The organism is Streptomyces scabichelini (assembly GCF_011045015.1).
Classification (GTDB): domain Bacteria; phylum Actinomycetota; class Actinomycetes; order Streptomycetales; family Streptomycetaceae; genus Streptomyces; species Streptomyces scabichelini.
Map to the genome: position 1 here is coordinate 51,486 of NZ_JAAKZY010000017.1, position 20,120 is coordinate 71,605.

Consider the following 20,120-nt stretch of genomic DNA (forward strand, 5'->3'; position numbering starts at 1 on the left):
AGCCCTGCGGCACCGGTTGTGTTCTGCGCTGTTCTGCGACTCGTGTTCTGCGACCTGTGTTCTGCGATGTTCTGCGACCCAGGAGTTGTCTCTCTGCGAGGAGATCGTCATGGCCGGCATGGACGAAACGACCCTGGAGGCGATGCGGACCGTGCTGCGCGGTCCGGTCGTCGCCCCGCGCGACCCGGAGTACAACGAGACCCGCAAGATCTACAACGCGATGATCGACCGCAGGCCGGCCGCCATCGTGGCCTGCAGAGACGCCGCGGACGTGATGAACGCGGTCGACTTCATCCGCGACCACGGTCTCGAACTCGCCGTCCGCGGCGGTGGGCACAGCGGCCCGGGACTGTGTCTGGTGGACGACGGCGTCACCATCGACCTCTCACCGATGCGCTGGGTACGCGTCGATCCGGCGACGAGGACCGCACAGGTCGGCGGCGGCAGCGTGCTCGCCGACCTGGACCATGCCGCCCACGCCTTCGGCCTCGCCACTCCCGCCGGGATCATGTCGACGACGGGCGTCGGTGGCCTCACCCTCGGCGGCGGACACGGCCACCTCACCCGCAAGTACGGCCTGACGGTGGACAACCTGCTGTCCGCGGACGTCGTACTGGCCGACGGCAGCTTCGTCACCGCCAACGAGAAGGAGCACGCGGATCTCTTCTGGGCGCTGCGTGGCGGCGGCGGGAACTTCGGGATCGTCACGTCCTTCACCTTCCAACTGCACCCCGTGCACACCGTGGCCGCCGGGGTCACGCTGTGGCCCCTCGACCACATCCGCGAGGTGCTGCAGTGGTACCGCGACTTCCTGCCCCAGGCGCCCGAGGACCTGAACGGCTTCTTCGCGTCGCTCGTCGTGCCGCCCGGACCGCCGTTCCCGGAAGCGATCCACGGGCAGAAGATGTGCGGCGTCGTGTGGTGCTGGACAGGGGATCTGGACCGCGTCGACGAGGCCTTCGCGCCGGTGAACGAGCCCGCCGTACCGGCTCTCCAGTTCATCGCGCCGATGCCGTATCCCGCGCTCCAGACGATGTTCGACGAGCTGATCCCGCGCGGCCTCCAGTGGTACTGGCGCGGCGACTTCTTCGACCGCATCACGGACGACGCCATCGCCGTACACGCCAGGTACGCGGAGGGCATCCCCACCGACCTGTCGACGATGCACCTGTATCCGGTCGGCGGGGCGGCCCACCGTGTGGGACGGGAGGACACGGCGTGGGCGTACCGGCACGCCAACTGGTCCGGCATCATCGGCGGCGTCGATCCCGACCCGGCCAACGCCGGGACGGTCAAGCAGTGGTGCGTTGACTACTGGGACGAACTGCACCCCCACTCCATGGGCGGCGCCTACGTGAACTTCATCGGCGACGGTGAGTCCCACGACCGGGTCAGGGCCACCTACGGCGACCACTACGACCGGCTGGCGCGCATCAAGCGGAGCTACGACCCGCACAACCTCTTCCACGCCAACCAGAACATCGAGCCGGCCCCGGCCCCGGGGAACTGACCCCCGGGGAACTGATCGCGTACTAGAACGTGCCCAGCTTGATGATCGACAGCAACGCGATCAGCTGGATCGCGGAGGCGCCCAGGGCCTTCGGCCACGGCAGATCGTGGGACTTCTTGACCATGAGGGTGAACAGGGCGGCGGCCGCCAGCCATGTCGCCCAGCCCAGGATCTGGACGAAGGGCGCGTCGCCGCCCATGAAGAGGGCCACGACCAGGCGCGGGGCGTCCGTGAGGGACATGATCAGCATGGAGAGGCCGACCGTGGGCTGCCAGGCGCCGTCGCCGCCGAGCTGGCGGGCGAGGGTGTGGGTGACCACGCCCAGCATGAACGAGCTGATGACGATCGCCACGGCCGTCGTCAGGACGATGGGCACCGCTGACGAGAGGGTCGCGTTGATGGCGTCCTCCCGGGCTCCGGAGAAGCCGAAGACCGCCAGCAGGCCGTACAGGAACGCCACGATGAGGGCCGGGCCCCACATCGTGTAGTCGCGCATCTGCAGGAAGGTCTGGTTGGGGCGCATGATGACGCCGCTCAGCAGTTCCTTCCAGTGCAGGCGCGGGCCCACCGGGGGCGCCGGCGCCTGGCCGGCGCGGTAGGTCCCGCCCTGGTTGTACGGGTCCTCGCCGATCCCGAACGCCTGCGTGTGGCCCGGGTTGTTGGCCGCGTACGGGTCCGGGCCCTGGGCGTGGTGATCGTGGTCACCGAAGTACTCCGGCTCGCCGTGGCCGCCCGGCGGGGGCCACTGCTGCCCGCCGTTGCCGTACTGCTGCGCCTGCGGCGGGTACGGCCCCGGCGCAGGTGGGTAGCCGTACGACGGGCCGCCCTGGGGCGCCTGCTGTCCGTACGGTTGCTGCCGCGGGTGTTGTTGCGGAGGTGCTTGCCGGGTGCGGTTGTCCCGGCCGCGTCCGATCCTGAATCCAGCCACGTAATCGAACGTACCTGGTCCCGCAGAGTGGCGTGCCGGGCCCGGGGCAACGGGCCCGGCTTTGACGCTGACCTGTGACATCCCCTAAGGGGTTGTCCAGCCGATTTTCCGTGGCTGCTCAGGGTCGGTTCAGGGTTTTGCGGTACCGGGAGGGACGTCAGGACCAGAAGTCGTTGCTCTTGTCGATGTCCTCGATGCATTCGTCGAGATCGGTGATCTTGTCCCCGACGATCCGGAAGACGATGGCGCCGTTCTCGTCGAGCCGCTTCCCGTTGCGCTCGGCCGTGAAGCGGTGCACGGTCACCGCGTGGCCCCTGCCGTCGACGAGCACATGGCGCAGTTCGACCTGCATGGTCCCATTCGTCTCCTCGGCGAGCCGACGGTACATGTCGATGATCGCGTCCTGGCCCTTGAAGTCGCCGGACAGAGGGTGATTGCCGGGTGTGTGGTGCGTGGCGTCCCCCGAAATCAGCCCGCGCATGGTGTCCATGTCACCACGTACGAAGGCGTCATAGCCCTTGCGGACGAGGGTTGCGTGCGGGTGCTCAGCCATGTTGATCGTCACCTTCCTGCGGATTGGGTGATATGCGGCTTACGCAGTCAATTGTTCGCCTCTGTCGCCGCGTGAGCCACTGGAGGCGTCAGGAGCCCTCGCACGTCCTGCGGTAGGGGATGTCCGGGAGGTACGTCTTCCAGTCCGGCTCCGAAAGACCGGAACCCGTGCGGGCGCACAGTCGGCGGATCACGTGGTCCGGGTCGAAGTCGTACGTCTGGAGCGGGACGTGGCTGCCGGCGACGTACAGGGCGGTGCCGTTCCCGGCGAAGGCCAGCGCGAGGGGCCGGTCGCCGGGGCCGGGGACGGCGGAGCCCAGCGGTCGGCTGGAGGGGACGTCCCAGAGCCGGACCGTGCCGGAGTCGTCGGCGACCGCCAGGGTGTCGCCGTCGGGGGAGAAGGCGAGGGTGCTGACGAACTCGGTCGCCTCCGTGTCGGCCAGGATGCCGAGGCGGCTGTCTATCTCGCCGTCCCACACCGTGACGCGGCCGTCGCTGTCGCCCGCCGCGAAGTACCGGCCGTCGGGACTGAAGGTCACCGTGCTGATGCCCGTGTCGCCCAAAGTGCGGTAGGCCACCCGTCCCGAGCGGAGGTCGGCGACCTCGTCGTTGGAGGACGCCAGGGTGCGCAGGTCGCCGCGGACTGCCAGGACTTCCGCGCTGATGTTCTTCAGCGTCCGGGTCCGTTCGTTCCGGCGTACGTCCCACACTTCGACCGTGTTCTCCGCCGCCCGGGAGACCAGCAGGGTGCGCCCGTCGGCGCTGAGGGCGAGGCCGTCGACGTCGGCGAAGTCCTCCGGTCCGAAGCGGATGGCGATCGTCGCCCGCTTGCGGTGGGCCGTGACGTCCCACACCGTGATCGACTGCTGTGTGACGGAGTCGCTCATGTCGGCGCTCTGCAGGTAAGCGAAGGTGCGGCCGTCGGCGCTGAGCGCCATCAGGTCGGAGCACACGCCCTCCTCCACCTCGGCCGCGGGGCACGGCTTGTGCGGCACCGTGAAGGCGCTCTTCGCGCCGCGGGTGTCTTTCAGGCGGATGCCCGCCGCGGCACCGGTGGAGCGCACGGTGACCAGGGTCCGGCCGTTCTGGCTGAGCAGCGCGCCCTGGGCGGTCTCTTGCTGCCAGCGCGAGGTCGTCGCCGGGCCGAGACCCAGGGAGCGTACGGCGCTGGCGGACCCGTTGAGATAGCGCAACTGGCCTGCCGCGAAGTCGAGTTCGTACGAGAGGAACTCTTCGGTGGCCAGCGTGTGGCGGAACACCGGCTCGCCGGGGGAGGAGAGCCGCCACATCCGGATGCCGTCCGGGCCGGCCGCGACGAGGAACTTGGCGTCCGCGCTGAACCGCACCGACTTCAGCGACTTTCCCGTCAGCCGGCCGATGACCCGCCCCGAGCGGATGTCCCGGACCTGGATTCCGGTACCGGAGGCGAGCGCGATGGCGCGGCCGTCGGGCGAGAAGGCGAACTCGCCGTCCTCGTCCTTGCACAGGTCGCGGTCCAGCCCCGCCGTCCACGGCAGGGACAGTGTGCGGCGACGGGCGATGTCCCAGATCTCCAGCGGTGTTTCGTTCGAGCATGTCGCCAGCAGTCGCTCGTCGTCGCTGATGACCGCGTACTGCGTGACGGGGTCGTCGTTCTCGTTCCGCAGGGGGACCTTCAGCAGCAGTCGGCGCGTTCGCGTGTCCCAGACCTGGGGGGAGGAGTCGGAGGCGGACATCACGATGGTGCGCCCGCCGCGGCCGAAGTGCGACACCGTGGTCTCACCGCCGGGGAGGCGCCCGGTGACGCGGCCGGTCCGGACATCCCACAGGGGGGTGGTGGACGACCAGTCCCCACCGGGTGCCGAACCCAGGGCGAGGGTCCGGCCGTCCGGGCTGATGATCAGGTCCCCGTCCTCGGACAGCAGTTTGCCCGGTCCCGGATACGTTCCCGTACGGCGATGGGTGCGCAGGTCCCAGGTGCGTACATGTTCGCGGGAGACCGACACCAGGGTTCGTCCGTCGGACGTCAGCCGGCGGACCGTGGTGCGGTCGTCGCGTTCCGGGACGGTGAAGGCGTCCTGTTCGCTGCGGTTCTGTGCGGACAGCAGGGCCGAGCGGGTCTCGACGGTCGGCGCGAGCTCCCAGGCCGCGACGCTCAGCCGGGCCGCCGTCACCGGGTCGGCGGCCCGCATGCTGTCCGCCACCGCCGCGATCCGCCGGGCCTCGGCCTCGTGGTGCCTGCGGTCGCTCGTACGGGACTGCTGCCAGGCGGTGATGCCCGCGATGAGGGCGAGGACGAGAAGGGCGGCGAGGGTGGTGAACAGCCCGCGGCGGCGCCGGAGTTCGCTGCTGCGGGAGGTGCGGGCGGCGGTGAGGAAGGCCTCCTCCAGCGGGGTCAGGGGCTGGTCCGCGAGGTGTTCGTCCGCGGTGGCGAGGCGGGTGCCGCGGTAGAGGGCGCCCGGATCGCGGCCCAGCTCGTCCCAGGTGCGGGCCGCCTCGGTCAGCCGGCGATGGGTACGGAGGCGTTCGCGGGCCTCCTCGATCCAGGCGGACAGCCGGGGCCAGGACGTGATCAGGGCCTCGTGCGCCAGATCGACCGTGTCGTCGTCGAGGGTGAGGAGACGGGAGCGGGCCAGGCGGTCGAGAACCAGGGCCACTTCGCCGGACGGGGCGAAGTCGAGTTCCGCGCGGTCCACGGGGCGACGGGTGTCCTGGGAACCCTCGCCGGGGGTGATCAGCCGCAGCAGGATCTGGCGGGCCAGGACCGCCTGCTCGCCGGACAGCGTCCCGTACGCGTCCTCCGCCGTCTGCGCGATCGCACCGCGTACGCCGCCTGCCGCCTCGTACCCCGCCATCGTGAGCGCCCGCCCCCGGCGGCGTCGCCAGGTCTCGCGCAGGGCGTGGGACAGGAGAGGGAGGCCGCCGGGTTCGCCGTCCACCTCCTCGACGAGATGCGCGGTCAGTTCGCGTTCGACGATCAGGCCCGCGGACTGGGCCGGACGGATCACCGCTTCCCGCAGTTCGGCCGGGGTCATGGGGCCCACCAGGAGGCTTGCCTCGCTCAACGCGTCGGCCAGGGCACGGTGTTCGGCACAGCGGGCGTAGAAGTCGGCCCGTACGGCGATGATGACGCGCAGCCGGCTGGCCGGTTCCCGTGCCGTGAGCAGGCGGTCGATGAACCCCGTGCGTTCCGCCGGTTCGCGGCAGAGCGTGAACACCTCCTCGAACTGGTCGATCACGAGGACCGTGTCTCCGATGCCGCCGCCCTCGCTGCCGTCGTCCTCTTTCGCTTTCAGCGCCTTCTCGTGCGTACGGAGCGGGTGTTCACCGGGGGTCAGGATGCGCAGGGCCGCCAGATCGCCGCTCTGCTGGAGCTCCGGTATCAGTCCGGCCCGCAGCAGCGACGACTTGCCGCTGCCCGACGGGCCGAAGACCGCCGCGAAGCGGGACGTGGACGCCAAGTCGCCGAGCGCCGAGACCAGTTCGTCGCGGCCGAAGAAACGGTCGTGGTCGGTGGGTTCGAAGCGGGACAGTCCCTGGTACGGGGAGTCGGCGTCGTCCTCGTCGTCGGGCACCGACTCCTCGGAGGCCTCGTGCCAGCGGCGTTCCCACTCGGCCGGGTCGCCGCCGCAGGCGTTCACGTACGCCAGGGTCACGGCCAGGGAGGGGAGTTGGTCGCCCGCTGCCGCCCGGGAGAGGGTCGTGACGGAGTAGTGCGCCCGGCGGGCCATCTCGCGGTACGTGAGGCCGCCCGCCTCCTGGCGCAGCTTGCGTAACTCGTACGCGAAGCGCTGGACCGGGCCTGCCGCCGGGTCCAGCGGAGTCTCGTGACGCCCCATTTCCCCGGTCTCCCCCTCATCCCCCGTGTTCGGGCCACGGTAGGGAGCCGCGACGGGCCCCGCAAGGCTTCTTCTCGGCCCTCAACTGGCCTTACGTCTTTGTTTGGTGTGACGGAGGGGGCCTGCCGAACAACTTCCTGGCGGCTGGACTTGAGGCATCGGAGACATCCGGTACGTCACGACAGCACGGGGGAGCAGCTCATGAACGAACGAGGGAAAGAGCAACGACGCAAAGAGCCACGAGCGAAAGAGCAGCGCATCGCCCTGCGGCGGTTGTTCGCCGGTACGGCACTGGCGGTCGCCGGTACGGCCGCGATGGTCGCCGTGACCTTGCCGATGGAGGCCTCCGGGGACGGCGGACACTCGGGGACGCGAAGGGGAGCCACACCGCAGGCCGCCGCGACACCGTCGCCGTCGCCGTATGCCTCGCCGTCGACGACCGTCACCGGGAACGCCTCGGGGACCACCGCCGCGAACGCCGGAACCGGCGCCGCCGACCCCCTCACCGACGACGAGATCACCCGAGCCCAGCAGGCCGCCCTCGCCGGCGACCGGACGCTGCGTACGACCAGCGAGGACGTACAGGGGGAGGACGGCACACCCCAGTTCCTGACCGCCGATCTCGCCGGCCTCACCACCGAACCTTCCGTCCGGGAGGGCGAGCGGCGCGCGGACGTCTTCTTCTACGACTACCGCGACGACCGCTTCGTGAAGAAGACCGTCGACCTGGGCACCGGAAAGGTCGTACGGACCGAATCCGCCACCGGAGTTCAGCCCGCGCCCTCCGGCCAGGAGTCACGCGAGGCGCTGAAGGTGCTGCTCGCGAGCCCGCTCGGGGACGGCGTACGGCAGGACTTCCAGGCGGCCACCGGCCGACCGCTCGCCGCGCCCGCGCAGTTGCGCGTACAGGGGCTGGTCTTCGAACGGAGCGGTACCGCGGGGCCCGCCGACTGCGACGGGGCGCACCGCTGCGTACGGCTGTTCACGCACGTCGTGGGCGGGCCGTGGATCGACACGCGCCAGTTCGTCATCGACCTCAGCGCCCGCACGGCGCACAGGCTCCCGTGACCGGCCTCGGCCCTGTGGCCCCTGCGGCCGCTGTGGCCCCCGTCGCTCCTGACGCCCGTATCGCCCCGAAGGACGTACGCATCATGCGCAAGCTGAAGCTGAACAGGCTCACCCGTAATACGGCGGTCCTCGGCGCCTGTGCCGTGCTCGGCGCCGGTGCCCTCCTGGCCGTCCCCGCCGGCCAGGCCGAGGGTGCGTCGGCCGCCCCCGCCGCCCCGGCACCCGCCTGCACGGGCGACTCCGCCATCACCAAGAAGCTTCCGGGCGGCACCACTTGGCGGATGTGCTGGCGCAACAGCCCCATCGCCGGGCTGGTTCTCTCCCACATCACCTACCAGCCGCGCCACGAGAGCAAGCCCATCGAGGTGCTCGGCAGCGCGCGGCTCGCGCAGATCAATGTTCCGTACGACGACGGTTCGGCGGAGTACAACGACCTCACCTACTACCGTCTCGGTGAGGGCGCGCTGCCGATCAAGGCGTCGGACTGCCCCGGCGGTACGGTCCGCGGATTCCGTGCCGCAGGCCCGATCGAGGGCGCCGCGCGGACGGTGAAGGGGCTGTGCGTGACGACGCAGCCGCGCGGTTTCGCGTACCACGGGGACAGCGGTGACGTGGGCGAGAACCCGGCTCGTACCGACTCCGCGCAGGGTCAGGACCTGGTCGTCTACGCGCTCCATGCGGTCGGCTGGTACCACTACGTCACCCAGTGGAACTTCTCCGACGACGGCACGATCACCGCCAAGGAGGGCGCCACGGGCAATCTCTCCGAAGACGACTTCAACGCCGCCGACGGCAGGGGCTGGCCCGTCGGCAAGAACGGCTCGGCCAAGGCCCTCAGCCACCAGCACAGCGTCCTGTGGCGGCTCGACTTCAAGCCCGGGGGCTCCTGGAAGACGAAGGTCGAGCAGTACGACACGAAGACGGACGGGACGAATCCCGAGTGGGGCTACGGACGGCTCAAGACCGGCCGCACGCAGCTGACCAAGGAGTTCGCGGGCGACAACGCGAACGACCGCTGGTGGCGTGTGGTCGCCTCCGCGAGCCGCAACAAGGACGGTCACCCGCGGTCGTGGGAGCTCGTGCACAACCGCTCCGACAAGTACTCACGGCATGCCTGGACACGGAACGACGTGTACGTCAGCCAGTACAAGGCCTGCGAGGAGTACGCGAGCGACAACCGCCGCGTCAACTCCAACTGCCTGCCCAACGTGGCCAAGTACGTGAACGGCGAGGCTCTCACCCGCCCGGTCGTCTGGGTGAACGTCGGCTTCCACCACATCGCCCGCGACGAGGACCAGACCCCGATGCCGGTGCACTGGCAGGGCTTCCAGATCGTCCCGCGCGACGTGACGGACATGAGCCCCCTGACTCCGGACCGGCTGCACCGGCCCGAGTTCAACGGTCACGTCCCTCGCGACTGAGGCCTGGTACCGGCTCCGGCTCCGGCGGCGAGTTCGCACCAGATGAACTTGCCGCCGTTCCCTCCGGGGTTCACCTGGAACCAGCCCCAGTCGTCGGCGTACGCGTCCACGATGCGCATTCCGTGTCCCGACGTGCTCGGGTTGGGCGTGGTCGCCGGGGGTGTCGGGTCCGTGTCCCAGGCGCCGAGCCGGAATGAGGGCCCCGCTTGTCTGAGCTTCAGGGCGGCGGGGCCCTCGGTGTGCCGGATGGCGTTGCCGAGGAGTTCGGAGGCCAGGAGCTCCGCGGGTTCGATGAGGGTGGAGAGGTGGTGGGTGGTGAGGATGTCGCGGAGGGCGTGGCGGCAGATGCGGACGGCTCGGGGGTCGTTGGGGATGTACAGGGTGTACTCCCAGGGTTTGGACATACGGGTCTCCCAGGGCGAGGTGGAGGGCATTGGGGCGCGGAGGCGTCGGGCGGTGGCTCTGTCGCGCCGCCATGGCAGGGCGGGGCGGTGCGCTTCCGGGGGTCCCGGCGGTTCCGCAGCGTGTGCGGCGCGTCACTGAAGGTAGGGGTCGAACTTGACCTGGGTCAAGCTCGTCCCCGATTATCGTGTCCTCAACTTGCGGGAGAAGAGGGGCAGATGGTTGCTAGGAGCGTCATCACCGTGCGGCAGGAGCGCCTGGGCAAGGAGCTACGTAAGCTCCGGGAGCGGGCGGGGCTGGGCCTTCGGGAGGCGGCCCGTGCGACGGGGATCAACGAAGGCAAGCTGTCCAATGTGGAGTCGGGACGCGTCGGCGTGAGCGCGGAGCGCGTGCGGTTCCTGGCCGGGTACTACGGCGACGCTGAGACCCCACTCGTCGATGCCCTGGCGGTCATGGCGACCGAGCGGGGGCGCGGCTGGTGGGAGGAGTACCGCGGCCAACTACCTCGGGGGTTCCTCGACCTCGCGGAACTGGAGCACCATACAGGGATCTTGAAGACGTTCGAGATTGTGTTCATCCCCGGTTTGCTGCAGACCGAGGAGCAGGTGCGGGCGATTTACAGCGACGGCACCTGGGGAACGGCCGAGGATCAGCGCGAGCTGTGCACGCGGTTCCGGCTACGACGCCAGGAGGTCCTGAACCGGGATGACTTCGTCTACGAGGTGGTGATCCACGAGGCGGCCCTGCGTATCCGGAGGGCCGACCGTGGGATTGCCCGACGGCAGTTGCTGCACATCCTGGCGGAGTCCGAGCGTCCTCAAGTCACCCTGCGTGTGGTGCCGTTCGACGTGGACGGCTTCCGTATCGGCTATGCGCCGACGATCATCGGCGGCCCGGTTCCGCAGTTGGACACCGTTCTGATGGACACTCCGCATGGAGGCAACTACCTGGACGCAGAGGCGCAGCTCGATCGCTATCGACGGGGATTCGCGCAGGTGCAGAAGCAGGCGCTGGGAGTCGTAGAGTCGAGGGACTTCATTCACAGCCTGGTTCAGCAGATCTGAAAGGCCGCGAACATGCCCGAGGTTCCCGTGTGGCAGAAGTCGTCGTTCTCCGGCGGTGATGACGACGCCGACTGCGTCGAACTCGCCGTGCGCCAGGGCACCCTCCTCCTCCGCGAAAGCGACGAGCCCGGCACCGTAATAGCAACCAGTGGTACTGGACTTGCCGCCCTCATACGTCATCTACGGACCTGCTGACCGGCTGCGCCACCAGCGCGCTATCAGGTCCATCGAAGGAACCGCACTCACCACGGTGATGCACACCCCCGTCACCAGCAGGTCCTCACTGCCCCCGCGGCTCAAGTCGAGCACCCCGGCCGTGAGTACGGTCAGGCTCAGGCCGTTGAAGAGGACCAGCAGCGTCCACTCCAGACGTGCGGGTCGCCCGGAGGGTTCGCCGGTCTCGACGTCCGGTGCGTCGTCCCCATCCGGCTTGCCCGACTCCCGACGCCCCCAGCGCGAACGGACGTCGCTGACCAGCAGCAGGGCAACGATGGCGAGAACGAACCCGCCAAAACCAAACGCAACCAACTGGTATGGCAGCGACTGCCCGGTGAGCAGCCCGATCAGGACTGAGCCCACTCCCAGGGCGGCCACCCCCGCCCGAAGCCCGAACGCGGCCAGCGGGGGAACGAGGGACCAGCTGATCCACTCTCCGGCCCGGACCAGGGACTGAGGCGTCGTACCGAGCCGCCGCCCGGCCCGCAGCGCCACCCACCCCACACCCGCGACGATCGCGCTGACACCGGCGAGGCTGACACCGTCGAGCCACGGCGCATCGAGCAGCACCAGCAAACCCAGCAGAACACCGGCGCCCCCGACCCACATCAGCAGGCGCCCGACACCCCGCAACAGCAGCCCCAGCCACGCAGTCATGGTCCTCGACGGTACGTATCCGACTCGGGACCCGTCCCCAGCCGGATCCCTCCGGCCCGCACCGACATCGGACAGCGTGAGCACTCCTCTCCCTCATGTTCACGCAACGCTCTTTTGAGCGGCTGAAGGACAACTTCCTCCCGAGTGCTCGGCATTCGCGCGCCTGTGCCGCAACCCTCCCCGGTCCTGACCGCACACGCTGACCGCACCGGTCATTCGTCCACGGCTGTGTCGCCGTAGCGCCGCGCGACCTCGTGGAACGCCTCCTTGGGTCTGTACGCGCCGTCGCCAGTCACCGCCATGACCCCGAAGCCGGCCTTGTCGAGGTCGAGACGAGGATCGTCGTGATGCGGGAAGTCGGGCATGGCGAAGGTGAACACGAAGCAGCCGTGCACGCCCTCCGCGTTGTACTGGTCGATGAGTTCACCGAGGTAGCGGGCCTGGACGGACTCGTCGCGGGGGTGGTCGCCGCGGATGTGCGGGGGTACGGCGAACCAGTTGACGATCCAGAAGGAACCGGCTCCCCGCTGGTCGGCCCCGGTGAAGGCACCGCACCCGAACTCGGTGATGACGACGGGCTTGTCGTGGTCGCGAACCAGGCCCCGCAGGCGGTCCGTGTAGGTGGTGTGGTTGCGGCGGGAGCGGTAGAGACTGGCGCCGACCAGGTCGAACAGCGACCAGTCGACGTGTTCCCACCCGGCCGCGGAGTAGGTGACCGGCCCGCCGAAGCGGCGTCGCGCGGTGGTCACGGCGACGGTGAGCAGCCGGTGGAGCCGCCGGTCGATCCTGCGCCGCAGCACGCGGTGGAAACGCACGATGAGCTTCAGGCGCAGGAACGAGCGAGGGCCGGGGACGATGCCGGGCACGGTGTGGGAGAACTCGCTGCCGACCAGGAGCGTCACCCGGTCCGGGTGTTCCCGGCGGAGTTCTTCGGCCGCCTCGGCGACGGCGTCCAGGTGCTCCAGCAGCTTCGGCCGGCGCAGCTCGGGAACGCTTGGCCGGATGTAGACGCCGAGACCGGCCTCAAGGGCGATGCGGGCGGCATCGATCAACCGCTTCCCGTCGCCGCCGATGAGCATCACCGTGGTGCAGTGCAGATCCCGGGCGATGACCTCCAGGTCCCGCCGCACGTCATCGGTGCCGTCATCGGTACTTGCCTCGCCGACCAGGTAGGAGATGCCACGGACGGTCAGCATGCGCTCGGCTCCTGTCGAAGCAGTCGGTGGGCGTCATCGGTCCGGTCGACGCTAGAGAGACAGCCGGCGGTCGGGCATCCGTCTTTCGTCCAGGAGCGCACGACTTCCGTCTAGAAGTGGGTGACAAGTCCACCGTCACCCGGCCCCTGCCCGGTGGCGGTCAGGTGAGTGACCCGGCCGCCACCGCGCGACTCATGGCTTGCGGAACTGTTCCATCAGCGCTACGTACCCGCTGGCGCCATGACCGGCGGTCGCCGCTCGCTCGGCCAGTGCCTTGACGAGCCTCGGCAGCTCGGCGTTGACGCCGAGCGACTCGCTCTCCTCGACCACGTGCGCCATCGCCGCCAGATGGGTGTCGACAGTGCCGTCGTCGGCAGGGTAGATGCCGTCGTCGGCCTGGCGCGCGTAGCCCGGCAGCCAGCCGGCCACCGTGTCGATCGCCGTCTGTGCGATGGGGAGGTACGCCGTGGCGGACACCCCGGCCGTGCCGAGGATCGCGGCGCCGTTGAGGAAACCGTCGAGCATGCCCCACATGAGGACGAGCGTGGCCATCTCGTGCGTGGCCGACAGTCCGGGGTCCTCGCCGAGGTGGCGGCCCGTGCCGAGACTGCCCAGCGTGGACTCGTGGGCGTCGTACAGCGGTCGCGGCCCGCTGTAGGCGAGCATGGCGTCGGCCGTGCCGACGGCGTCCGGGACGGCCATGATCCCGCCGTCGAGGTAGCCGCCGCCGCGGCGCGCCACCTCCTCTGCGAGCGCTCTGGCGCGCGAGGGCGTGCCCGAGGTCAGGTTCACCACAACCCGCCCGTCGAGCGGTCCGTCGAGGACGTCCGCCACGGCGTCGTAGTCCGACACGCAGACCACCACGAGCGGGGCGGCCGCAATCGCTGCCGCCGGAGACTCGGCGAGCGTCGCGCCCCGGGCCACGAGGTCGTCGGCCTTGGCCGTCGTGCGGTTCCACACGGTCGTCGGGTGTCCCGCGCGCAAGAAGGCCCCTGCGAGGGCTTCGCCCATCAGTCCGAGGCCCAGAACCGTGACAGGTGTGCCAGTGGGCATCATGTGCTCCTTCTCTGATCGGTCTCTGATCGGTGGCACAATCGTCAACGTTCATACCGGTATGAAGGTCAAGGGGGGAATTGGCATGCTGATCGGGGAGCTGAGCCGGCGGACCGGGGTGAACCCGCACCAACTGCGGTATTACGAGGCGCAGGGCCTGCTGGTGCCCGACCGCGGCGACAACGGCTACCGCGAGTACGGCGACGACGCCGTACTGACCGTGGCCCAGATCAGGAGACTGCTCGACGCCGGGCTGTCGACCCAGGAGATCGGGTACCTCCAACCGTGCGTCACCGGCGCGGCCCCCGATCTGAAGCCCTGCCCGGAGACCCTGGACCTGCTACGGGCGCGCATCGCCGGAGTGGACGAGCAGATCGACACGCTCGTCCAGTCCCGCCAGACGCTGCGGGAGTACCTGGCGGCCACGGAGCGGCGGTTGGCCGGCTAGGTCAAGACCGCCTCGCCTGCCAAGACCGCGGACGAACCGGCCGTACCCGTGCGTCGGAACTCGCTCGGGCTGACGCCTCGGATCCGTTTGAACGCCGCGCTGAACGCGAACGCGTCGGTGTAGCCCACGGTCCGGGCGATCTCGGCGACGGTCGCCGACTCGCGCTCGGCCAGCAGATCCGCCGCGAGCGTCATGCGCCGGCGGGTGAGGTAGGTCAGCGGCGGTTCGCCGACCAGGTCGGCGAACCGCTTCGCCAGCGTGGAACGCGACACCCCGGTCCGGTCAGCCAGCGCGGCGACCGTCCAGGGTGCCGCCGGTTCGGCGTGCAGCAGCCGCAGCGCGTCGCCGACCACCGGGTCACGCTGGGCGGCGTACCAGGCCGGGGGCTCGCCGCCGGGCCGGTCGAAGTACTCGCGCACCGCGCAGACCAGCAGCCAGTCCAGCAGCCGGTCCAGGACCACCTGCTGGCCCGGGGTGTCGGCGGCGACCTCGGCGGCGAGGTGGTCGAGTACGGCGTCGGCCCCGCCGCCGGAAGCCACCCGCAGCACGACGGGCAGCGCGTCCAGCAGCCTGCGGCTGATCTCGCCGCGCACCGGGTAGGCGCCGACGATCAGCGTCGTCGAGCCGTCACCGTAGCCGCAGCCGGTGTCGTTCCAGCCGAGCCGGTGCCGGGTCCCGCCCTGCTCGGGCGTCGCGCAGAACTCGCCGCACGCGACCGGTTCGGCCCGGGTGCCGACCTCGTCGACGAAGGTGAACGGTGCGGGGCCCCGCACGATGACCGTCTCGCCGGCGCGCAGCTGTTCGGGCGGGCGGTGCTCCGGCACGATCCAGCCCGCCCCGCCGAGGACGGTGCACAACGTCAGCGGCGGGCCGTCGACGAAGTGCAGCGCCCAGGGTGGGGACAGGGTCGAACTGCCGAACAACGAGCCCTGGGCCCGCATCCCGCGGAAGAGGTCACCGAACGCGTCCACCCAGTCGAGGTTAGACGCCGAGGCTGGACGATGGCAAAGGTGATCCGGCTCTTCACCCATGGATTCGTCCGAGCGGCTGCCGTTGAATCGCTGCCATGAGCAACGCTGGCATAAGCAACGACACCACCCTCGTCCTCGGCGCCACAGGCAAGACCGGCCGACGGGTCGCCGCCCGGTTGCGGCTGCGCGGCACGCACGTGCGCGCCGCCTCCCGATCGAGCCCGACGCGCTTCGACTGGTCCGACCCCGACGGCTGGGACGCGGTCCTGCGGGGCATCACCGCCGCCTACGTCGTACCCCCGCCCGTGCCGGGCCCGGTGCACGAGTTCGTGGCGCGGGCCGAGGCCGCCGGAGTGCAGCGCCTTGTCCTGCTCTCCGGGCACGGCGCCGACACCTGGGGCGACTCCACGTTCGGTCTGGACATGCGCTCGGCCGAGGACGCCGTGCGCGGCTCGGCGCTGGAGTGGACCGTTCTGCGGCCGTCGAACTTCAACCAGAACTTCGACGAGGACCTCTTCCACGCCCCGCTGGTCGCCGGCGAGCTGGCGCTCCCGGCCGGTGCGGTCCCCGAGCCGTTCGTCGACCTGGAGGACGTCGCCGACACCGCGGCCGCGGTGCTGGCCGAGCCCGGCCGGCACGCCGGGCGGATCTACGAACTGACCGGACCGCGCGCACTGACCTTCGCCGAGGCCGTCGAACAGATCTCCCGGGCGTCCGGGCTGACCATCACCTACAAACAGGTTTCACCCGCCGAGTACACCGAGGCGCTGGTCGAGGAGGGCTGGGCCGAGGCCGACGCCCACCACGTCACCGAGATGTTCGTGCTGATGGAGCGCGGGGTGGTGGCCGAAACGGCGGACGGTGTCGCCACGGTGCTGGGGCGCGCGCCCCGAACCTTCGAGGACTACGTCGTACGGGCCGCGGCAGCGGGAGCCTGGCGGCCATGACCGTCACCGTCACCGTCCCCATCACCTCACCATCTTCTGAAAGGGCCACGATGAGCAACGCCACCAGCCTGCTGACCGCCGAGGACCTCGAGTTCCTCGCACGCCCCCTGCACGGGTTCCTGACCGTGGCCGGGAGAACGCAGCCGCCACAGCCCCGGCCGGTGTGGTTCGAGGCCACCCCGGAGGGGACGATCCAGTTGATCACGGAGCCGGACTCGCTGAAGGTGCGGCGCCTGCGCCGCGACCCCCGCGCCTCGATCGTTGTCGCGGCACCGGTCGATGAGCGCGAGCGCTGGGTGTCCGTCGCCGGCCGCGTCACGGTGGAGGCCGACGGAGCGCACGACCTGTGCTCCCGCCTCGCCGCTCGCTACTGGGACCTCGACGACCGGACCCGGGCCGACGATCTCGCCACGATGCTGGCCGCCGACCTGCTCCGTGTCGTCATCCACCCGGAGACCGTGCGCCGCTACGCGTACTGACGCGCCGCTTCCGAGGTTGATGGGACAGCTCAGCTGAGTCGACCCCTCAGCTCAGTCCATCCCCAGGAACTCGGCCGTGGAGAAGGTGACTTGGGGCTTCGCCGCCACCAGGTCCCGCTTCTCACCCGCGTACACCGCGACCGTGTCCTTCGTCTCTCCCAGGTACGTCCGCACGGCCAGGTCCGCCCGCCCGTCCCCGGTGAAGTCGGCGACGGCGAGAACGCGGGTCGTGCCCGACGCGGGCGGCCGTACGGTGACGATGTCCGACGCGGACGGGCCGCCGTCCCGCCCCCGGAACACCCTCAACTCCGTACCGCTGGAGACCAGTTCACTGATCCCGTCCCCGTCGAAGTCCCCGGAGTCCAGAACCGTGCCCGGCACGTCGAGGGTGCCGCGCCGGGCGCCAGGGACGTCGTAACGCAGCACGGTGTCGTCGAGCGAACCGATCGCCGCGTCGACGCCCCTGCCCTCGTCGAAACGGCCGAAGGCGACGTCCGCGCCGTTCGGGAGGGTGAAGCCGGGGCGGGCGGGTCCGGCCGGTCCGCCCAGGACGACCGAGGAGGACGTACTGCCTTCGGCGGTACGGACGAGAAGGTCGTCGTAGCCGTCGCGGTCGACGTCGACGGCCGGACCCGTGGGAACGTTGCCCGGTGAGGCCAGCGGCGCACCGGCCCCGCCAGGGGCGCCTTTACGGGTGAACGGGCCGCGCAGGTAACTGAGTTGACCGTTCGAGGCGTGCACGACCAGATCCTCGGCGTCGTCCCCGTCGAAGTCCCCGCACACCGGCTGGTCCGGCCAGTCGTTGCCGCCACGCGCCTGTGCGGGGATCGTCAGCTTCACCGCCTGCCGGGCCAGACCCCGGGGCGAGCCGAAGAGGATCTGCAACGGCACCGGCGGCTGCCCAAGACCGTCGTACGGCGGATCGGTCGAGACGACGAGATCCGTGAACCCGTCCTGGTCGAGGTCACAGCTCGCCTCGGCATCGAAGACGGCAGGCAACTGCCCCTTCGTACGGGCCGCCTGCCCGGCCGGAGTCAGCAACTGCCGTGCGCCCGGGGTGAGTCCACGACCCGCGCCGTAGACGACTCCGATGCCCGCGTCGTCCCCGTGGCTGTCCCCCTTCACCAGATCGTTGAGGACGAGGTCGCGGTGGCCGTCGCCGTTGAAGTCGTCGGGGGTCTTGCTCCCTTTGCCGCGCGGGACGGGGCGCAGGGCGGCGGAACCCTGGTCGGCCATGCTCACCGGGCGGCGCTTGGTCGGGGCGGGCCGGGCGTCGTGCGACGTGGGCCCGCAGCCGACGAGCAGCAGGACGCAGCAGCCCGCCACGGCACCTGTGGTCACACGTATCTTCCCTTTGGCCACATCAACCTCAGCAGCATCGCGAGACAACAACCCGCACATGATGCGCGCCAGGACGCCATAAGTCACTGGCCAGTAACCAGGAAGATGCCGGAAGGACGCCGGGAAGCCGCTCCGGGGCGTCAGTCACCCGGCCTCACCCGGTCTCACCCGGCCCCCGTGAAGTGCCCGTCCCCGAACGTCACCGTGTCCTTGTCCCCTTCGAGCACCCAGACGTACGACGGCCCTCGTTGCGGCAGCGTCCAGTGCAGGACCACCTCGGCACGGCCGTCCTGGTCGAAGTCGCGTACGGCGGCTAGGTGGGGACGCCGCTTCTCCTCGGTGAGCTTCGACTTCGCGCCCGGGACGCGGGCGGGGCCGGTACGACGGAGGGTGCGGCGTCCCTCCTCGTCGAGCCCCTGCGGGCCGCCGGGGATCACGGTGATCTCCGGCTCCGAGGCGTACCCGTCCGACGTTGAGCCGATCAGCAGCTCGTCGCGGCCGTCGCCGTCCGTGTCGCCCGCCAGGTAGTCACCGGCGAGGTCGAGGGCCGGGTCGAGGAGTTGGGGCGCGCCGCCGTCGCCCGGGTAGACGGTGAGCGTGCCGTCCACCTCGGGCGCCTCGGTCTCGTAGCCCGGCTCGTTGTTGCGGCTGCCGCTGTCGCCGACGACCACATCGCCCTTGCCGTCCCCGTCGAAGTCACCGGAGGTGACCGTGTTGCCGATCCTCAACTCCCTTGGCTGCGCGGCGAATCCGGCGGGGCCGTCGCCCGCGGTGAGCAGGACGGCCCTGCCCTGCTCGCCGTCGGTGCCCCCGGAAGCGACGAGATCGGTGGTCCGGTCGCCGTCCGCGTCGACGGCGTGGAGCGAGTACTCGAGGCCGTTGGACGTGCGGTTGACGGGATCCGGGCGGCTTTCGCCACGCCGGGCCGGGGTGCCGTTCCGGTCGATGGGTCCGTACAGGACGCGGAAGGGCGGGCTTCCGAGGCCGTCCCGGCTGTCCTCGACGAGGGGCACATCGAGACGGCCGTCGCCGTCGAAGTCGCCGGGCGTGCCGGTGACCTCGGGCAGGGCCGTGCTCGGTGTCTTCGGGTCGGGGCCGGTGGGCCCGCCCCAGATGACGTTCCCGCCGAACTTCAGGTCGGCATACCCGTCGGCGTCGAGGTCGGCGAGGACGGGGTACGTGGGGTAGGTCGCGCCCAGGTGCTCGGGGAGCGCCGCGTCGCCCGGTTTCAGGACCGTACGGGTCGCGGGGTCGAGGCCCTTGTCCGAGCCGTAGACGATGACGACGCAGTTCCTGCCGGTGCCGCCGCCGTCCTCGCCGACCGGGCCGTACGAGGTGACGTAAGCGAGGTCGGGGTGCCCGTCGCCGTTCACGTCGTCGCGGATCTTGCCGCCGTCGCCCCGGGGGACGGGAGCGGCGGGTACGGGCTTCTGTGCGTCGGCCGAGTCGCCGGTGGCCGGAGTCGGCGAGGGCCGCTTGTCCGACGTACCGCCGCCGTCCTCCGTGCCGCACCCGGCGACGGCGCACAGCAATAACGCGCACGTGACCGCAGCCGTGCGGGAACTCGCACGGGAACGCGTGCGGGATCGCTCACTCAAGGTCCAGGTCCCCCTCCGTGATGTGCTGCGAGGCGCTCGTGTCCAGGCCGTCCGGGGAGCCCGGGAAGACCCAGAAAACGGTCGCTCGCCGGTAGGCGGAACCGTACTCGGCCCTCGGGTTGCCGGATCCGGCGATGCTTGTCGCCCTGCCCGGGGTCGCGGTTCTCTCCGTCCACACCTGTGGATTCCAGGTCGACCGCCTGCGGTTTGGTGGCTGTGGTGACGTGTGAATTGGCCCGGCAAGTTGGCGAGGACGGGTTCTTCCTGTGGGAAGCGGCATGTCGCCCGCAGCTCCTCGCTGGATGCGCGAGACCAAAGCGGTGCAGGTACCGCGGAGAGCCCTGGATCCAGCAGTATCACCGCGACCCACTGCGCCCGGGGGGGGGAGCTGGGGCATGCTTACCTGGTCCTGGTCCTGGTCCTGGTCCTGGCCCGGGTGAGGTGGGGAACA

General features: G+C 70.4%; 19 protein-coding genes. 8 read left to right on the forward strand and 11 right to left on the reverse strand.

Features of this window, described 5'->3' with window-relative positions; all coding sequences use genetic code 11:
- Positions 1-118 precede the first annotated feature (118 nt).
- The gene (locus G5C60_RS08090) at positions 119-1,510 is read left to right on the forward strand and encodes an FAD-binding oxidoreductase (protein WP_165256273.1); all 1,392 of its coding nucleotides are present in this window, start codon (positions 119-121) and stop codon (positions 1,508-1,510) included.
- Between the two features lie 22 nt (positions 1,511-1,532).
- Here the strand turns inward: G5C60_RS08090 and G5C60_RS08095 are convergent, their stop codons facing one another.
- The 3 genes from G5C60_RS08095 to G5C60_RS08105 form a co-directional block, all read right to left on the reverse strand.
- A complete protein-coding gene (locus G5C60_RS08095) occupies positions 1,533-2,519 on the reverse strand; it encodes a Yip1 family protein (RefSeq protein ID WP_165256215.1) in 987 nt (328 codons plus the stop codon).
- A gap of 76 nt (positions 2,520-2,595) precedes the next feature.
- Positions 2,596-2,991, reverse strand: a complete 396-nt coding sequence (locus G5C60_RS08100; protein WP_165256217.1) for a nuclear transport factor 2 family protein — start codon at positions 2,989-2,991, stop codon at positions 2,596-2,598.
- 88 nt (positions 2,992-3,079) lie between these two features.
- A complete protein-coding gene (locus tag G5C60_RS08105; RefSeq protein ID WP_165256219.1) occupies positions 3,080-6,808 on the reverse strand; it encodes an nSTAND1 domain-containing NTPase in 3,729 nt (1,242 codons plus the stop codon).
- A 201-nt stretch (positions 6,809-7,009) separates the two neighbouring features.
- Between G5C60_RS08105 and G5C60_RS08110 the strand changes: the two genes are divergently transcribed.
- A complete protein-coding gene (locus tag G5C60_RS08110) occupies positions 7,010-7,876 on the forward strand; it encodes a Tat pathway signal sequence domain protein (RefSeq protein ID WP_241266590.1) in 867 nt (288 codons plus the stop codon).
- Positions 7,877-7,959: 83 nt separating this feature from the next.
- A complete protein-coding gene (locus G5C60_RS08115) occupies positions 7,960-9,297 on the forward strand; it encodes a copper amine oxidase (RefSeq protein ID WP_165256221.1) in 1,338 nt (445 codons plus the stop codon).
- On the opposite strand, the gene G5C60_RS08120 is transcribed toward G5C60_RS08115, so the two are convergent.
- Positions 9,279-9,701, reverse strand: a complete 423-nt coding sequence (locus G5C60_RS08120; protein ID WP_241266591.1) for an ATP-binding protein — start codon at positions 9,699-9,701, stop codon at positions 9,279-9,281. The genes G5C60_RS08115 and G5C60_RS08120 overlap by 19 nt on opposite strands.
- A 240-nt stretch (positions 9,702-9,941) precedes the next feature.
- Between G5C60_RS08120 and G5C60_RS08125 the strand changes: the two genes are divergently transcribed.
- Positions 9,942-10,763: a helix-turn-helix domain-containing protein gene (locus G5C60_RS08125; RefSeq protein WP_338145736.1), complete on the forward strand. Its 822-nt coding sequence runs from the start codon at positions 9,942-9,944 to the stop codon at positions 10,761-10,763.
- Between the two features lie 12 nt (positions 10,764-10,775).
- On the forward strand, positions 10,776-10,958 hold the full coding sequence (locus G5C60_RS08130; RefSeq protein ID WP_165256227.1) for a DUF397 domain-containing protein: 183 nt from the start codon (positions 10,776-10,778) through the stop codon (positions 10,956-10,958).
- Here the strand turns inward: G5C60_RS08130 and G5C60_RS08135 are convergent.
- The 3 genes from G5C60_RS08135 to G5C60_RS08145 all read right to left on the reverse strand — a co-directional run bounded on the left by G5C60_RS08135 (position 10,944) and on the right by G5C60_RS08145 (position 13,888).
- Positions 10,944-11,636: a hypothetical protein gene (locus G5C60_RS08135; RefSeq protein WP_165256229.1), complete on the reverse strand. Its 693-nt coding sequence runs from the start codon at positions 11,634-11,636 to the stop codon at positions 10,944-10,946. The two genes, G5C60_RS08130 and G5C60_RS08135, sit on opposite strands and share 15 nt — an antisense overlap.
- A 212-nt stretch (positions 11,637-11,848) precedes the next feature.
- Positions 11,849-12,832, reverse strand: coding sequence for a hypothetical protein (locus tag G5C60_RS08140; RefSeq protein WP_165256231.1), 984 nt, complete (start codon positions 12,830-12,832; stop codon positions 11,849-11,851).
- A gap of 192 nt (positions 12,833-13,024) precedes the next feature.
- Positions 13,025-13,888, reverse strand: a complete 864-nt coding sequence (locus G5C60_RS08145; protein WP_165256233.1) for an NAD(P)-dependent oxidoreductase — start codon at positions 13,886-13,888, stop codon at positions 13,025-13,027.
- Between the two features lie 82 nt (positions 13,889-13,970).
- On the opposite strand from G5C60_RS08145, the gene G5C60_RS08150 reads away from it, so the two are divergent.
- The gene (locus G5C60_RS08150; RefSeq protein ID WP_165256235.1) at positions 13,971-14,333 is read left to right on the forward strand and encodes a MerR family transcriptional regulator; all 363 of its coding nucleotides are present in this window, start codon (positions 13,971-13,973) and stop codon (positions 14,331-14,333) included.
- Here G5C60_RS08150 and G5C60_RS08155 read toward each other — a convergent pair.
- Complete coding sequence (locus G5C60_RS08155) at positions 14,330-15,304, reverse strand: cupin domain-containing protein (protein ID WP_165256237.1); 975 nt, start codon at positions 15,302-15,304, stop codon at positions 14,330-14,332. The genes G5C60_RS08150 and G5C60_RS08155 overlap by 4 nt on opposite strands.
- Before the next feature lie 95 nt (positions 15,305-15,399).
- Here G5C60_RS08155 and G5C60_RS08160 point away from each other — a divergent pair, with 95 nt between their 5' ends.
- Together G5C60_RS08160 and G5C60_RS08165 are read left to right on the forward strand one after the other, a co-directional pair.
- Positions 15,400-16,251 (forward strand): NAD(P)H-binding protein, encoded by an 852-nt coding sequence (locus tag G5C60_RS08160; RefSeq protein WP_206439229.1) that lies wholly within the window; start codon positions 15,400-15,402, stop codon positions 16,249-16,251.
- The gene (locus tag G5C60_RS08165) at positions 16,248-16,730 is read left to right on the forward strand and encodes a pyridoxamine 5'-phosphate oxidase family protein (RefSeq protein ID WP_241266592.1); all 483 of its coding nucleotides are present in this window, start codon (positions 16,248-16,250) and stop codon (positions 16,728-16,730) included. The genes G5C60_RS08160 and G5C60_RS08165 overlap by 4 nt, the downstream gene beginning before the upstream one ends.
- A gap of 51 nt (positions 16,731-16,781) precedes the next feature.
- Here the strand turns inward: G5C60_RS08165 and G5C60_RS08170 are convergent, their stop codons facing one another.
- The 3 genes from G5C60_RS08170 to G5C60_RS08180 form a co-directional block, all read right to left on the reverse strand.
- Positions 16,782-18,077: an FG-GAP repeat domain-containing protein gene (locus G5C60_RS08170; RefSeq protein WP_420907350.1), complete on the reverse strand. Its 1,296-nt coding sequence runs from the start codon at positions 18,075-18,077 to the stop codon at positions 16,782-16,784.
- Positions 18,078-18,235: 158 nt separating this feature from the next.
- The gene (locus G5C60_RS08175; RefSeq protein WP_165256239.1) at positions 18,236-19,669 is read right to left on the reverse strand and encodes an FG-GAP-like repeat-containing protein; all 1,434 of its coding nucleotides are present in this window, start codon (positions 19,667-19,669) and stop codon (positions 18,236-18,238) included.
- Complete coding sequence (locus tag G5C60_RS08180; protein ID WP_165256241.1) at positions 19,662-19,847, reverse strand: hypothetical protein; 186 nt, start codon at positions 19,845-19,847, stop codon at positions 19,662-19,664. The genes G5C60_RS08175 and G5C60_RS08180 overlap by 8 nt, the downstream gene beginning before the upstream one ends.
- Positions 19,848-20,120 lie beyond the last annotated feature (273 nt).

Coding starts and splice junctions, on each gene's coding strand:
- G5C60_RS08115 (WP_165256221.1), top strand. CDS start 7,960: ATGCGCAAGCTGAAGCTGAACAGGCTCACCCGTAATACGGCGGTCCTC.
- G5C60_RS08090 (WP_165256273.1), top strand. CDS start 119: ATGGACGAAACGACCCTGGAGGCGATGCGGACCGTGCTGCGCGGTCCG.
- G5C60_RS08135 (WP_165256229.1), bottom strand. CDS start 11,636: ATGACTGCGTGGCTGGGGCTGCTGTTGCGGGGTGTCGGGCGCCTGCTG.
- G5C60_RS08110 (WP_241266590.1), top strand. CDS start 7,010: ATGAACGAACGAGGGAAAGAGCAACGACGCAAAGAGCCACGAGCGAAA.
- G5C60_RS08095 (WP_165256215.1), bottom strand. CDS start 2,519: ATGTCACAGGTCAGCGTCAAAGCCGGGCCCGTTGCCCCGGGCCCGGCA.
- G5C60_RS08100 (WP_165256217.1), bottom strand. CDS start 2,991: ATGGCTGAGCACCCGCACGCAACCCTCGTCCGCAAGGGCTATGACGCC.
- G5C60_RS08130 (WP_165256227.1), top strand. CDS start 10,776: ATGCCCGAGGTTCCCGTGTGGCAGAAGTCGTCGTTCTCCGGCGGTGAT.
- G5C60_RS08150 (WP_165256235.1), top strand. CDS start 13,971: ATGCTGATCGGGGAGCTGAGCCGGCGGACCGGGGTGAACCCGCACCAA.
- G5C60_RS08165 (WP_241266592.1), top strand. CDS start 16,248: ATGACCGTCACCGTCACCGTCCCCATCACCTCACCATCTTCTGAAAGG.
- G5C60_RS08145 (WP_165256233.1), bottom strand. CDS start 13,888: ATGATGCCCACTGGCACACCTGTCACGGTTCTGGGCCTCGGACTGATG.
- G5C60_RS08120 (WP_241266591.1), bottom strand. CDS start 9,701: ATGTCCAAACCCTGGGAGTACACCCTGTACATCCCCAACGACCCCCGA.
- G5C60_RS08160 (WP_206439229.1), top strand. CDS start 15,400: ATGAGCAACGCTGGCATAAGCAACGACACCACCCTCGTCCTCGGCGCC.
- G5C60_RS08140 (WP_165256231.1), bottom strand. CDS start 12,832: ATGCTGACCGTCCGTGGCATCTCCTACCTGGTCGGCGAGGCAAGTACC.
- G5C60_RS08105 (WP_165256219.1), bottom strand. CDS start 6,808: ATGGGGCGTCACGAGACTCCGCTGGACCCGGCGGCAGGCCCGGTCCAG.